The 14,375-nt window shown below is 44.6% G+C and carries 14 protein-coding genes and 1 pseudogene; 4 read left to right on the top strand and 11 right to left on the bottom strand.

What is annotated here, in order from left to right; translation table 11 throughout:
- Positions 1–2 precede the first annotated feature (2 nt).
- Complete coding sequence (locus AC6H3C_RS11860) at positions 3–1,841, bottom strand: 2-oxoacid:acceptor oxidoreductase subunit alpha (protein WP_497521037.1); 1,839 nt, start codon at positions 1,839–1,841, stop codon at positions 3–5.
- Positions 1,842–2,055: 214 nt separating this feature from the next.
- On the opposite strand from AC6H3C_RS11860, the gene AC6H3C_RS11855 reads away from it, so the two are divergent.
- Together AC6H3C_RS11855 and AC6H3C_RS11850 are read left to right on the top strand one after the other, a co-directional pair.
- On the top strand, positions 2,056–2,577 hold the full coding sequence (locus AC6H3C_RS11855) for a gamma carbonic anhydrase family protein (RefSeq protein ID WP_497521036.1): 522 nt from the start codon (positions 2,056–2,058) through the stop codon (positions 2,575–2,577).
- A gap of 26 nt (positions 2,578–2,603) precedes the next feature.
- Entirely contained in the window at positions 2,604–3,503 is a 900-nt protein-coding gene (locus AC6H3C_RS11850) for a nucleotidyltransferase family protein (protein WP_497521034.1), read from the top strand.
- Between the two features lie 29 nt (positions 3,504–3,532).
- Here AC6H3C_RS11850 and murI read toward each other — a convergent pair whose 3' ends face one another.
- From murI to AC6H3C_RS11810, 8 genes are all read right to left on the bottom strand, one after another.
- A complete protein-coding gene (gene murI / locus AC6H3C_RS11845; RefSeq protein ID WP_497521033.1) occupies positions 3,533–4,369 on the bottom strand; it encodes a glutamate racemase in 837 nt (278 codons plus the stop codon).
- Between the two features lie 79 nt (positions 4,370–4,448).
- On the bottom strand, positions 4,449–4,958 hold the full coding sequence (locus AC6H3C_RS11840) for an OmpH/Skp family outer membrane protein (protein WP_497521031.1): 510 nt from the start codon (positions 4,956–4,958) through the stop codon (positions 4,449–4,451).
- Between the two features lie 42 nt (positions 4,959–5,000).
- Positions 5,001–5,513 carry an OmpH/Skp family outer membrane protein gene (locus AC6H3C_RS11835; protein ID WP_497521030.1) on the bottom strand — a complete coding sequence of 171 codons (513 nt, stop codon included), beginning with the start codon at positions 5,511–5,513 and terminating at the stop codon, positions 5,001–5,003.
- A 64-nt stretch (positions 5,514–5,577) separates the two neighbouring features.
- A complete protein-coding gene (bamA, locus tag AC6H3C_RS11830) occupies positions 5,578–8,199 on the bottom strand; it encodes an outer membrane protein assembly factor BamA (protein ID WP_497521028.1) in 2,622 nt (873 codons plus the stop codon).
- Positions 8,200–8,212: 13 nt separating this feature from the next.
- Positions 8,213–8,956: an undecaprenyl pyrophosphate synthase gene (gene uppS / locus AC6H3C_RS11825; protein ID WP_497521027.1), complete on the bottom strand. Its 744-nt coding sequence runs from the start codon at positions 8,954–8,956 to the stop codon at positions 8,213–8,215.
- A gap of 5 nt (positions 8,957–8,961) precedes the next feature.
- On the bottom strand, positions 8,962–9,738 hold the full coding sequence (locus AC6H3C_RS11820) for a DUF6089 family protein (RefSeq protein ID WP_497521026.1): 777 nt from the start codon (positions 9,736–9,738) through the stop codon (positions 8,962–8,964).
- Between the two features lie 186 nt (positions 9,739–9,924).
- A complete protein-coding gene (locus tag AC6H3C_RS11815; RefSeq protein ID WP_497521025.1) occupies positions 9,925–10,806 on the bottom strand; it encodes an NAD kinase in 882 nt (293 codons plus the stop codon).
- A 14-nt stretch (positions 10,807–10,820) separates the two neighbouring features.
- Positions 10,821–11,486, bottom strand: coding sequence for a CBS domain-containing protein (locus tag AC6H3C_RS11810; RefSeq protein ID WP_497521024.1), 666 nt, complete (start codon positions 11,484–11,486; stop codon positions 10,821–10,823).
- Between the two features lie 69 nt (positions 11,487–11,555).
- Here AC6H3C_RS11810 and AC6H3C_RS11805 point away from each other — a divergent pair, with 69 nt between their 5' ends.
- Both AC6H3C_RS11805 and AC6H3C_RS11800 read left to right on the top strand, forming a co-directional pair.
- Positions 11,556–12,272: a pyridoxine 5'-phosphate synthase gene (locus tag AC6H3C_RS11805; protein ID WP_497521023.1), complete on the top strand. Its 717-nt coding sequence runs from the start codon at positions 11,556–11,558 to the stop codon at positions 12,270–12,272.
- 7 nt (positions 12,273–12,279) lie between these two features.
- Positions 12,280–13,092: an alpha/beta fold hydrolase gene (locus AC6H3C_RS11800; RefSeq protein WP_497521022.1), complete on the top strand. Its 813-nt coding sequence runs from the start codon at positions 12,280–12,282 to the stop codon at positions 13,090–13,092.
- Between the two features lie 33 nt (positions 13,093–13,125).
- Here the strand turns inward: AC6H3C_RS11800 and AC6H3C_RS11795 are convergent, their stop codons facing one another.
- Entirely contained in the window at positions 13,126–13,956 is an 831-nt protein-coding gene (locus AC6H3C_RS11795; protein WP_497521021.1) for an MFS transporter, read from the bottom strand.
- Between the two features lie 61 nt (positions 13,957–14,017).
- Positions 14,018–14,374 (bottom strand): annotated as a pseudogene (locus tag AC6H3C_RS11790) (MFS transporter); the annotation flags it as partial.
- Position 14,375 lies beyond the last annotated feature (1 nt).

Raw genomic sequence — 14,375 nt, 5'->3', positions numbered from 1 at the left:
ATTTAAACCTCCAGCAATTTGTTAAAATTCTCTTTCAATTCAAGCACCGTAAAAGGCAGGCCCTGCACTTTGTTCACCTGGTGGTATTCAAATCCCGGAACTTTATCGCGCAGATAAGCGGCAAACTGCCCCATATTCAATTCGCAAACAACAATTTTTTTGAATTGGCTGAATATTTCCCTGGTATTTTTTGGAAGCGGTTTGATAAAGTTGAAATGCGCCAGGCTAACATTTTTTCCTTCCAGGCGCATGTCCCTGACCGCGCTGAGCGTATGTCCGTATGTTCCACCCCAGCTTACAACCAGCAGATCGCCTGAAGCATCGCCGCATACATCCAGCGTCGGAATCATTTCGACAACACGTTCCACCTTCTCTGTCCGGTATTCGGTATTTTTCTGGTGCTGTTCCGGGGCATGGCTCACCGAGCCGGCAACATTCTTTTCCAAACCGCCGACAAGGTGCTGAAAGCCGGCCATTCCCGGCACTGCCCACTCACGGGACAAAGTTTCCGGATCACGGGCATAGGCCTTAAAAGTATCTTTATTTTGTGCGATACGAGGTTTAATTTCCGGAAGCTCATCCATGGCCGGCACACGCCAGGGTTCGCTGCCGTTACCCAAAAAGCCGTCGGTCAGTAATACAACCGGCAACATGCGCTCAAGCGCTATTTTAGCCGACAAATATGCATAGTAAAAGCAGTCGGACGGCGTACTGGCCGCGATGACCACAACCGGGCTTTCGCCGTTTCGCCCGTAAAGCGTTTGCAACAAATCCGATTGTTCTGTCTTGGTTGGCAAGCCGGTTGACGGCCCCCCGCGCTGAACATTCACGACCACCAGCGGAAGTTCTGTCATAACAGATAAACCAAGCGCTTCCGATTTCAGCGCGAAGCCCGGACCGGAAGTGGTTGTAACCGCCAAATCGCCGGCAAACGAAGCGCCAATCGCGGTACAGATACCGGCTATTTCATCTTCAGCCTGGAAAGTTTTCACCCCCAGGTCCTTGCGCTCAGACAAAGCTGAAAGAATATCGGTAGCCGGGGTAATGGGGTATGATCCCAGGAAAAGTTCCAATCCTGCTTTTTCAGCAGCAGCCAGAAGCCCCATCGCAGTCGCGTGGTTACCGTTGATGTTCCGGTACAATCCTTTTTCGATTGCCGCAGGGTGTACCATATATTGCGGCGTCATATGCTGCATATTCATCCCGTAGTTGTACCCGTCCCGTAAAACTTTCAGGTTAGTTTCAACCACAAGCGGCTTTTTAGCAAACTTCTTTTTCAGATAAGTCTCAATATAATCGAGCGGACGGCCAAACATCCAGCAAACCAGACCAAGCGCAAACATATTTTTACTACGCAGTACTGATTTATTGTCCAGCCCGTACTCCTTCAAACTTTCTCTGGTCAAACTGGTAATTGGAACCGGAATTTTATTGAAATCATCCAGATGGCATTCGGCAAAAGGATCATTTGTTTTAAAATTAGCCTTCTCCATATTTTTTTCGGTGAATGAATCCACATCAAAAATGATGGTTCCGCCCGGATTCATAAAGCTGGCATTCGCTTTTACGGCCGCCGGATTCATGGCAACCAACACATGTGCATAATCTCCCGGTGTATTGACCTGTTTCTTCCCAAATTGTACCTGGAACCCCGATACACCTCCCACGGTTCCCTGCGGAGCCCTGATCTCGGAAGGATAATCAGGAAAGGTGGAAATATCGTTACCGAAAAGTGCAGAGGTGTCCGAAAATAACGTTCCGGTCAACTGCATTCCATCTCCTGAATCACCGGAAAATCGTATGGATACTTCCTCAAGCTCAATTACTTTAGCGTCTTTCATGTGACATATTTTTAAAAATCCAGTATATTTTCTTTCGATCTCTCATAAAAATGCCCATAAAAATAATGATTTATCACTTCAGAAGCATTAAAATGGATCGTTTTCAGTTAGCGATGCAAACAAAAATAACCATTTATTAATACCTTTTTCATGATCCAACCAATAATTTGAAGGGATTCTTATCTTTGCAAATAATTTAAAATGAATACAGATAATGGCACTTATCAAGTCACTCAGAGGAAAAACACCGGTAATCGGAAACAACTGTTTTTTGGCAGAAACCGCTGCAATTATCGGGGATGTAGAAATTGGAGACCATTGCAGTGTTTGGTACAGCGCTGTCCTGCGCGGTGATGTTCACTCAATCAAAATCGGGAGCAATACCAATGTTCAGGACGGGGCAGTCATTCATGCTACTTATCAAAAATCGCCAACGAATATCGGGAATCATGTGATCATCGCTCATGGCGCCATCATTCACGGATGTACCATTCATGATCATGTGATGGTTGGGATGAATGCAGTGGTGCTGGACGATGTCGTGGTTGAAAGGAATACCATCATCGCCGCCGGATCGGTTGTGACCAAGGGAACCCGGCTCGAAGGCGGCAGCGTATATGCGGGGATCCCGGCAAAAAAAATAAAAACACTCAGTCCTGAACTGCTTGAAGGAGAACTACACCGCATTGCAAATGCTTACAGCATGTACGCCGGATGGTATCAGGAGGACCTATAAATATACCTTAAACTGAATTATTTAAAATGAAACCAACATTACTCATTCTGGCGGCTGGCATGGGAAGCCGTTACGGGGGCTTAAAACAAATTGAACCGGTAGGCCCTAACGGCGAAACCATCCTCGAATATTCTGTTTTCGATGCCATCCGCGCAGGCTTTGGCAAGGTGGTATTTGTGATCCGTAAAAGCTTTGCCGACGATTTTAAATCGCGTTTTGAAAACAAGCTAAACGGAAAAATTGAAGTCGGATATGTTTACCAGGAATTAGATAAGCTTCCGCATGGTTACCAGCTTCCCGAAGGAAGAGAAAAGCCCTGGGGAACCGGTCATGCCATTTTAATGGCCAAAGACATCATTAGAGAACCATTTGCCGCCATCAATGCAGATGACTTTTACGGAGCACAGGCGTTCCAGGCTATTGCCGGATTCTTAAAAAATGATGTGTCAGAAAAGAACTACAGCATGGTTGGATATTTACTGAAAAATACCCTGTCTGATTTTGGCACGGTCTCCAGGGGAATCTGCAAAACAGATGAAGCTGGAAATCTGGTTGAAATTACCGAACGTCACCAGATTGCACGCGAAGGCAATGCCCTGTTTTTTTCGGACGAAGAGGAACGAAAAGTACAAGTGGACGAAAACACCCCCGTGTCGATGAATTTCTGGGGATTTCATCCCAGCTTATTCACTCACCTCGAAAATCAGTTCACGAGTTTTCTGGATAAAAACAAACACTTACCCAAATCTGAATTTTACATCCCCAGCGTGGTGTTTAACCTGATCAGGTCGGGAGCGGTAAAGGCCAAGGTGCTGCAGGCTGATTCGCCCTGGTTTGGAGTCACATATCCCCAGGATAAAGCTTTTGTCACCGAACAGGTAAAAAAATTGTCGGAACAGGGAATTTACCCGGAAAAGCTTTGGTAGTTAATGTTGTTCATTGCAGCTTGCAGCTATCAAAGCTGAATTTTTTGAGCATTGACGGCCTGTCCCATGAATAATCCGGCGCGGGCCTCAAACAGCTCAACCTGTTCGGTGGTGTAATAACTTACCCTGCCGCCTTTCGAACAGTTTGCATCTATTTCGGGATGCCTTTCCAGGTAGTTGATCAAACTGGCTGAAACAATTTTTCCCTGTTCAATGACCCGGATATCCGGCCGTGGCAAAAACCGTTTAATCTGGTCGATTAGCAGCGGATAATGCGTACATCCGAGGATCAAACTATCAATATCCGGATCTTGTTCAAACAATTGACCGATGTTCTTTTCAATAAAGTAGTCGGCTCCCGGCGTTCCGATTTCGTCATTTTCAACAATCGGCACCCACATCGGGCAGGCTTGCTGACTTGTTCTTTTTACCCGGCCGTTTGACCATTTTTCCAATTCAATCGGGTAAGATCCGGATGCGACCGTCCCCGAAGTGGCCAATACCCCGACATGCCCGTTTCCGGTCAGCTCAGCGGCTATTTCAACGCTTGGCCTGATAACACCCAGCACGCGTTTATCCGGATCAAGCTGAGGTAAATCGCGTTGCTGGATTGAACGCAGGGCCTTTGCCGATGCTGTATTGCAGGCCAAAATAACCAGGTGGCAGCCCAGATCAAACAGCCTGGTCACCGCTTCGAGCGTATAGGCATAAACCACGTCGAATGAACGCGTTCCGTAAGGTGTCCGGGCATTATCACCCAGATAAACAAAATCGTATTGCGGCAAATCGTGAAGAAACTCTTTCAGTACAGTCAAACCCCCGTAGCCGGAATCAAAAACGCCAATCGGTTGAAAATTCATTGTCATACAAAAGCTTTTCAGCAAAATTAAAAAAGCCACCTGAAATACAGATGGCTTTTCGTTATAATAAATAGTTCGCTTTATCTTATTTTATGCCCAATTTAGCTTTAACAAGCGGCAACAGGTCGATACTTGCGTTGGATTTGTATAAAACCGCATTGCTATCGAATACGTAAATTACGCCTTGTTCTTTGGCAACGGCTTCGATGGTGTTGTTTGCCTTGTCGAAAATGGGCTCCATCAACTCGCCTTGTTTTTGCTGTAACTTTTGTGAGGCCGTTGAGTTAAAGCTTTGAATACGTTGCTGCAGGTTTTGCAGGTCTTCTTCTTTCGCCTGACGGACAAGATCAGTTAATGATTCAACGCTTTGTGTGTATTCTCCCAATTTCGTCTGGAATTCTTTCTGCATGGTTGCCAATTGATCTTCCAGTCCTTTGGCTTGTTCTTCCAATGTTTTTTGAGCAGCTGCAGTTTCGGGCATGGCCGAAATCAACGCCTGCGAATCGATATGGGCAAACTTAAGCGTTTGCGCTTGTACCAGTCCTGCTGAAAACAGCACGATCGCGATCAGACAAATTTTGAAAATACTTTTCATGTTATTCCTTGAATTTTAATTTTTGAACACAAATATAGGATATTAATTTTTATAACCAAGTTTTTGAAGAACCTGATCGCTCAGGTCAAATTTGGGGTTGGTGTAAACCATCGAAAGGCTTCCTGCTTTATCAAAAATAACCGCATAACTCCCCTCGTTGGCTATGCCCTGAATCGCATTAAAGATATCGTCCTGGATCGGTTGAACCAAGCTCTGCCGTTTTTTGAACAAGTCGCCTTCCGGACCAAAATATTTCCGTTGCAGAGCTTTGTAATCTTTCTCTTTGGTAATGATGACGTCTTCGCGCCGGCGCTTCATATCATCCGACAAAAGAACCGACTCTGCCTGAAAATCTTTATACATTTTCTCGATCTCATTATACATGGTTTCCAACTCTTTCTGATATTGTTTTGAGATTTGGTCCAATTGTTCCTGAGCAGCTGTATACGCCGGTATATTTTCAAGAATATAGTCGGTATCGACAAATGCATATTTCTGAGCCATTGTTGCTCCTGCAACAATCAAAAAAGCCACAACTAATATGATTCTTTTCATGACTACACTATTTTTAAGTTTGTACTGGTTCGTTCTATCAAATACTAAGCCAAATTCGTAACTATTAGAACTGCTGACCCATAACGAAGTGGAATTGGCTTCCGCCAACCGATTTATCGCCGTTAACCGGATCGAATCCATATCCCCAATCGATCCCCATTAAACCAAACATGGGCAGAAAGATTCGTACACCAAGTCCGGCAGATCGTTTCAGGTCAAACGGATTGTAATCTTCAAAATTCATCCAGGCATTACCTCCTTCAAGGAAGGCCAGCAGGTAAATCGTGGCCGATGGTTTCAGGGTAACCGGATAACGCAACTCCATCGTCAGTTTATCATACAGGTTTGAACCGGTGGTCGGGCTTAAGCTGTAGTCCTGGTAACCGCGCAATGAGACGATATCCGCGCCATAGAAATTATACCCCGACATCCCGGATCCTCCTACCCGGAAACGTTCAAAAGGCGACCGACGATTTTTGTCATAATATCCCAAAAATCCATATTCAAACTTGGTATGCAACACCAGGTTATTATTACCCGAGATCGGCGTAAACCAAGCGCCTTTCAGTTTCCACTTGTGATATTCAATCCATTTATACCGGTCTTCACTCGACAAGGTGGGGTCGCTGTAATCTACTCCGTTAAATAAGGAATAGGGCGGAGTAAACTGTAATCCGAGTGAAATATCCGAACCGCGCCGCGAATACAGGGGGTTATCAACCGAGTTACGGCCGAAACTCGTTTTAAAACTGAGGTTGAAAAAGCTACCGCTTCCGTCGCCACTATCGTCATTCAAAAAATAATAGTAATTAGCCATATTCTGAAGATCGTAATGCTGAATGGACGCTTCGTGATAAAGGGTGAAATAGTCATCGGGCCACTTTAAGCGGTACCCGTAACCCAAGGCCAATGACGAGGTGATTTGAACTTGATCATCTTCGCTTTCGCCCTTATAGCTCGAATAGGCGCTATACGGATCATAATAACTGCCCCCGTAGTAAGATCCGTATCCATAGCCATAACTGCCGTAACCGCCATAACCGCTTCCGTAAGGACTGTAAGCCCTGTTATAATAATTATTTGCTGTGTAATTGATTTTAGAACGCGAAAACGATACAGAGAACGAGTTCGGCTTTTTGCCCCCCATCCAGGGCTCAACAAATGAAACACTGTATGATTGATAAAACTTACCGCTTGTCTGGGCCCGGATACTCAGCGTTTGGCCGTCGCCGGTGGGCAATGGACGCCAGGCTTCTTTGTTGAATATATTCCGCACGGAGAAGTTGGAAAATCTTAAACCAACGGTACCAACAAACATTCTGGCACCCCAACCTCCGGATAACTCAATCTGGTCGTTCGCTTTTTCCTGCAATTCGTATTTGATATCCACCGTTCCGTCTTCCGGCTGTGGAATTGGCACCGGGTTGATCGCTTCGGGATCGAAATGCCCTAACTGAGACAATTCCCTCACCGAACGAATGATATCTGATTTACTAAACAGGTCTCCCGGATACGTTCTCAATTCGCGGCGGGCAACGTGTTCATGTGTTTTTGTATTTCCTTCAATAATAACCCGGTTAATGGTAGCCTGGGTTCCTTCATAAATCCGCATCTCAAAGTCGATCGAATCTCCTTTGATATTTGCTTCAACCGGATCAAGGTTAAAGAACAGGTACCCGTTATCCAGATAAAGGTTCCCTACGGCATCATCGTCACTGGTCAAACGTTTATCAAGCAGTTTCTGATCAAACACATCACCTTTCTTGATTCCCAGCTTGGCATCCAGGTATTCCGCAGGGTAGATGGTGTTTCCCATCCACTTTACATCTCCGAAGTAATATTTATTTCCTTCGTCGACCCAAATATCCAAACGAACACGATTTTCACCAACCGGGGTTATGGTATCGGTTACAATGGTCGCATCGCGATAACCTTTCTCGTTATACTTGGCAACAACATTCCGTTTATCTTCCGTGAATTTTTCTTCCAAAAATTTCTTGGTTTTGAAGAAATTCCTGAGTTTCCGGGCATTGGTTTTTTTCATAGCCCGGTTAAGGGTCACTTCTTTCAGGTTCTCCGTGCCATGAAATACGATCTCATCCACTTTTACTTTTTCCTTTTTATCAACCCGGATATCGAGAATAACACTGTTTACCTGGGCGGTATCATCGCGCTGAACGATTTTCACATCGGTATTCAGGAAGCCCTTCTCCAGAAAAATACTTTTAATGATCCGTTCGGCATTGTTTAGCTGGTTATCGGTTACCTGGCTTCCTTTTAATAAAAGGACACGCTTGGTAATATCATCTTTTTCCGATTTCGAAACACCAAAGAAATTTACATCAGAGAGGCGCGGCCTTTCCTGAAGGTAAATATTCAGCCAAATAAAATTTTCTTCCGCTTTGCTTGCCTCTATTTTCACATCCGAAAACATCTGGTGTCCCCAAAGTTTTTTTATGGCGTTTGAGATTTCTTCGCCGGGGATCAAAATTTCGTCGCCAACAGCCAGACCGGAGATTTGGATCAATACATCGGTGTCAAGATAACGGATTCCCATAACATCAATTCCTGCAATGATATATTTTCTGGGGCTGGAATAATAAATTGAAAAATTTGTCCCTTCTTGTTGAGCATAAGTCCCTAAGCTCAATAAAAATAATACTAAGAAAATTTTCAGTTTTCGCATTTCTGTAAATTGGTTAGCTCTCTATTTGTTGACTGGTTTTTCCAAACCTCCGCTCGCGGTTCTGGAATTCACGAATGGCTTCAAAAAGATCCTCTTTTCTGAAATCGGGCCATAAAGTTGGGGTAAAATAAAATTCGGTGTAGGCTATCTGCCATAATAAAAAATTACTTATCCGGTTTTCCCCGCTGGTACGGATAAGTAATTCCGGGTCTGGAATTCCATTGGTTGTAAGGTATGTATCGATTAATTCTTTTTGTATGTCTTCAATGTCGAGTTTACCGTTTTTTACATCCAACGCGATGCGTTTAACGGCTTGGGTAATCTCCCATTTTGAGCTGTAACTCAGGGCGAGTATGAGTGACAACCCCGTACAACCGGCTAATTCGGTAATTGACCAATTGAGTTTCTCCTGTACTTCATCCGGCAAGCTGTAGAAATCGCCGATTACCTGCAACGAGACATTACTTTCTTTCAGTTTTGCGGTTTCGTTATTGATCGCCTGTACCAATAAGCTCATCAGTGCATCAACTTCGTCGCGGGGTCTTCCCCAATTTTCGGTAGAAAAAGCATACAAGGTCAGGTATTTCAGCCCAATTTCGCCTGCCCCTTCAACAACCGAACGAACAGATTCAACGCCGTGTTCATGTCCAAAAGTTCGTTCGTTGCCATGAAGGGCAGCCCACCGGCCGTTACCATCCATGATTATCGCCACATGTTGAGGTAATTTACCTGTACTGATTTGTTTTTTTAATGTCATCCAAACTAATTTATTTCATCGTACGCAGGGCACTTTTTGCCTCCCCTGTAAAACAGATAGGTGACGTGTATCCCTAAATGAAATGTCCAGTCGTTGTTATGGATAGCATCGGTGTAGGTAGTCCAGTAACCTGCTGCACCTGAATTAGTTGGACCTTCAGTATAGAATTTTCTCGGATCGTCAAGGTTATCCATTCTGTCATCCAAATATTTTCTCAGTTGTGCCTCCATTCCAACAGCCATACGTTCACCAATGTTGAACTTAAAACCAAAGCCCAGCGGAATATTGACACCTGTAACCGTTTCTTTATAAGCATCTGCATATTCAGGTGGCAGCGCCGGAGCCGATGCATTCAAATAGGCAACCACTCCGGTCAACGCAACCGGATCATATTCGTAAGGGTAAACGCTTACCCCAAGACCTCCCATCAGGTAGGTAGTAATCCAGTGCTTTTTGCTCCCCATGATGTAACGAAAAAAATTAAACTCATACATCAGTGAAAGATCGGTTACTGTCTTACTGAATTCCCACGGATGAGATTCAAATGCTCCTGTCGCATTTATATTTCCCAGCATAATCGTAGCGCGTACGCTTTCACGCGGATTAAAATTATACCGGACAAATACTGCTCCTGCAGGCCCCAAAGAACTTTGGTGTTCAATTTCCGTCATGTCTCCGGTGTAACTTCCAATGCCACCCCAAATACCGATGTCTGCTGTCTTTTGTGCTGATAATACTTCAAACACGAATAAACCGACTGCAAGTAAAAACAATCTCTTCATTGACTTTTTTATTTACATGAAAGATTATAATAAAAAAGACAGCTTCGCATTTTGTTCCGGCATTAAAATCTACATTTTAAACATAACACCTTTCAAGAGCTACAAAAGTAATATAATTCTCAAAACATCATGCCCACTGCCTACTATAAAACCGAAATAGAGGTTAAAAATTGTTAAGCATGAAGATTAATTTCTTTTGTCGGTACCCCACATCAATTTATTACGAAGCGTACTGAAAAATCCATGTCCTGCAAGTTTCAGTGTTTTCACCTGAAAGTCGGCCTTTCGGATTTTTATCTCGCCGGGGAAGTTCACGGCTTCGGAGCGAGAATCAAGTGAAGCCAGAAACTGCTGCCCCCTCCCTTCTACCCTCAGAGTCAATTTATTGTAATCGGGTACAACAATGGGGCGCATGGTCAGGTTATGGGGCGCTATTGGCGTAATGATGATGCTTTTTGAATCGGGGGTAAGAATAGGCCCGCCCACGCTTAACGAATAGGCGGTGGAGCCGGTAGGCGTGGCAATGATTAATCCGTCGGCCCAATAAGTCGTCAGGTACTCCCCATTTAAATAGGTATGGATATTAATCATCGAAGAGCTATCCATTTTAGTGACCGTAATTTCATTCAGGGCATAATTAAAATCGCCAAATAAATCAGGTTCTCCGTCAACCTGTAACACCAAACGCTCTTCGATTTCAAAGTTATCGTTCAGAACATGGTCAATGGCTTCACCCATATCTTCACGCGAAATAGCCGATAAAAATCCCATTCGTCCCAAATTGATTCCAATCACCGGGATGGATTTATTTTTCAGGGTGAGAATTGATTTCAAAAAGGTTCCGTCGCCACCAATACTAAAAAGATAGCGCACAGTCGCGGGCAATTCGTGCCCCGAAATAAAAAGGCCCGCGATATCAGGTTGGATACTGCACTGTTCTTTAACAAACTCAAAAAATGGTTTGTACAAATAAACTTTGATTTGCCTTTCCTTCAGCAATAAAAAAAGCCTGGCTAAATCAGGCGAAAACGATGGGTCGATACTCAGACCAAAAATCGCGATACTCATATTCGTTTTATAATCTAAATGTTCAGGTACTTCATCAATAATTCAAACCGGTCGTCGTACATATGCTTTAACACGGAGTCGTCCATGAAAACAGATTTTATCTGGTAATCGTACCGCACAAAGGTCTGAATCACCGGAGAAAGGTCGATCAGGTTAATTTTAAGGGTAACGGTAATTTCTTTCGAATCGTCACCCCGCGATACATACAGGCTCAGGATTTTGGCATCATTTCCCTCGACAATCCGGGCAATTTCGGCCAACGAATAATCGATCGGATTTAATTCGAGCACGATCACGCCACCGGGTTCTCTCACGGCAACCAAATCGGCAAACTGCTGAGCCATATCAAAAACCGTAATCACCCCGGTATATTGTTGTTCCAGGCTCAACACGGGAACGACCGATATTTTCAATTCAGAAACAACCGAAACAACTTCGTAAATATGTTGGTTAACGCGAACGTAAGGGTGAAGCACAAACTCGAGACACTCTCCCATGGGCCGTTCATTCAGATTCAGATCATAAATCGATTTGTCCGAAATCAAACCCAGGTATTCATGATTATCAACAACCGGTAAGTGAGAAATCCGGAAAATTTCCATCCAGTTCAAGGCTTTTTGCCCGTTGTCGGTTAGCCTCAACGAAGGAATTACATCTGATATGAGATCTTTTGCCAGCAAAACTTTTCAAGTTTGAATTCTGCTTCTTTCAATAGTAAATCGTAACTTGCAGCCCTATTTCATATGATTATGACCAGACTTAGTGTAAATATAAACAAAATAGCGACATTAAGAAATTCCCGCGGAGGATCAATCCCAAACGTCGTTGATGCCGCAATTAACTGTCAAAAATTTGGGGCAGAAGGCATTACCGTTCATCCCCGCCCCGACGAACGACATATTCGCCGGCAAGATGTTTACGATATTAAACCACACATTACCACCGAATTAAATATTGAAGGGTATCCCGATGAAGATTTTTTAAAATTGGTCATTGATGTGAAAGCCGACCAGGTAACCCTGGTTCCCGACGCACCGGGGCAATTAACATCCGACCATGGTTGGGATACGATTAAACACGAAGCTTTCCTGACCGAAGTGATCAAACGCCTGCAGGAACATAAAATCCGCACGTCTATTTTTGTTGATCCTGACCTGAAAATGATTGAAGGAGCAAAAAAAGTGGGAACTAACCGCATTGAATTATACACCGAACCTTATGCCAGTAATTACAAAGCTGACCCGGAAAAAGCCATTGCTCCTTTTCTTAAAGCAGCCAAACTGGCGAAAGAACTTGGCTTGGGTATCAATGCCGGACACGATTTAAACCTGAAGAACTTAAAATACTTCACCGACATGATTCCTGATGTTGCAGAAGTTTCAATCGGACATGCGTTAATTGCAGATGCCTTATACCTCGGACTTCGCAACACCATTCAGGAATACCTGGAATGCATCAAACCGTAAATCGTTTATGGAATTATTTTTCAGGGAAGAGGGTCAGGGAACAAATAATATCGTTATCGTGCACGGGCTGTACGGTTCATCGGATAACTGGCTGACTGTTGGAAAAAAATTAAGCGCACGTTACCATGTTTATCTGGTCGATCAACGAAACCACGGCCGTTCTCCCAATTCGGACCAACACTCGTACGAAAGCATGAAAGATGATCTGGCCGGTTTTTTTGAAGGTCAGCAACTCGAAAAAGCCACGCTGATCGGACATAGCATGGGCGGAAAAACAGCCATGTACTTTGCAGCCGAATATCCCGAAAAGGTAGAAAAATTAATTGTTGTTGATATCGCGCCAAAAGATTACACAAAATATCAGGAAACCAGCCAGTATTACCAACACGAACTTATTTTGCAAACGCTCCGTGAATTTTGCTACCACCGCGAAGATTACGCGTCAAGAGAAGAAATTGCCGGTTTTCTGGAGCTCCGGTTGGGAAACCAGGAGTTGGTCCGGTTTCTTTTAAAAAGCATTTATCTGAACAAAGAAACCAACTTATTTGAGTGTCGTTTTAACGTGGATGTTCTGTACAATTCGCTGGACGAAATCATTAGCGGGGTAAATTACCGCTGGCTGGAAGACCGGATCCCAATCGTTGCCTACCCGGTTTTATTTATCCGGGGCGAAAAATCGAACTACCTGGAAGCGGAAGATGAAATCGTCATCAAAAAAATATACCCGGAAGCACAAATTGTAAGCATTCCCGGTGCAGGGCACTGGCTTCATGCCGAGCAGCCTGCACTCTTTTGGGAAACCTTGCACCGGTTTATATAGAAATCACAAAAACAATCCTGCAAAACAGGCAATTTAATCCTCAATTTTGTCTGCAAATTTTGGTTTTAAGGTAATCAGTTGTAAAATAATAGCCAACGCAACCGGGATCGCCAGAAATGCCAAATCATGGCCCAGATTGCCGGCATCGGTTGATTTACCCAGCCAGCTGGTAATGAAGGCGCCTGCAAAAACACCGGTCATGTTCATCAGTCCATAGCCGGCAGCCCGATGGCGCGGCGATACAAACTGGCACAAAATAGGCATATTGTTAGCGTCGAACATGCCATAACCAATCCCGAACAACACGCCGCCACCAACGATAAATGAAAAACTGTGCCCGAAACCCAAAAGCACCAGCGCCGGAATCATGAGGGTTAAACCAATTACACCGGTGTAAATCCGCCCGCGCAGGTTGTGTACAATCCAGCGGTCGGCCAGAATTCCACCGCCAATCACTCCGATAAATGACGAAAATGCAATGGTGAAGGTGCTGAGCGGCCCTGCCATTGACATATCAATTCCCAAACTTTCGGAGAACAAGGTTGGAAGCCAGTTTTTAGTCGCCCAGCCCGGAAAACTGGGAGCAGCAAAATAAAACAGGATTACCCAAAAACTGACTGTTCCGAGCAGCAGACTCAGACTGTGTTTCACGGAACCGAAGCCTGACTGAAGATTCACTTCTTTTTTAGGACTTTCACGAACGGTTCGTTTTTCACGCAAAAAGAACAGGAGCACCACGCTGTAAACAATGCCCACCAATCCAAAACTGTGAAAAGCGGTCTGCCAGGTCCAGGTGTGGGCCACCGTGGCCCCAAAACCGCCCAGGGCCTGCCCGAAATACAAACCGGTCATGTGGATGCCCACGGCCAGCGAACGCGTATTTCCGCGATGATAATCGGCAATCAGGGCCCAAACCTGCCGGAATATAAAGGGCCTCGCTTACGCCCATCACGGCCCGTAAAACATACAACTGATCAAAGGTGGTGGCATAACCCATCGCCAGGGTTACGCCCGACCATACCCCGAGACTGCCTACAATCAGCCATTTGCGGTTGATCCGGTCGGCAATCAGGCCGGCCATTGGGCTCATCAGCCCGTATATCCACAGAAAAACAGCCATCAGCCGTCCAAAATTTTCGGCCGATTCCAACTGTTTGATATCTCCCATCATCGCCACTTTCATGGTCGAAAGCATTTGCCGGTCCATATAATTCAGCAAAGCCACTACCCACAATAAGCCGACAACCAGCCAGGGGTACCACTTCTTTTCGTTGATTTGCATG

The organism is Gaoshiqia sp. US2 (assembly GCF_059705485.1).
The sequence above is the reverse complement of the archived record's forward strand: the minus strand, read 5'-3'. Positions and strand labels throughout refer to the sequence as shown.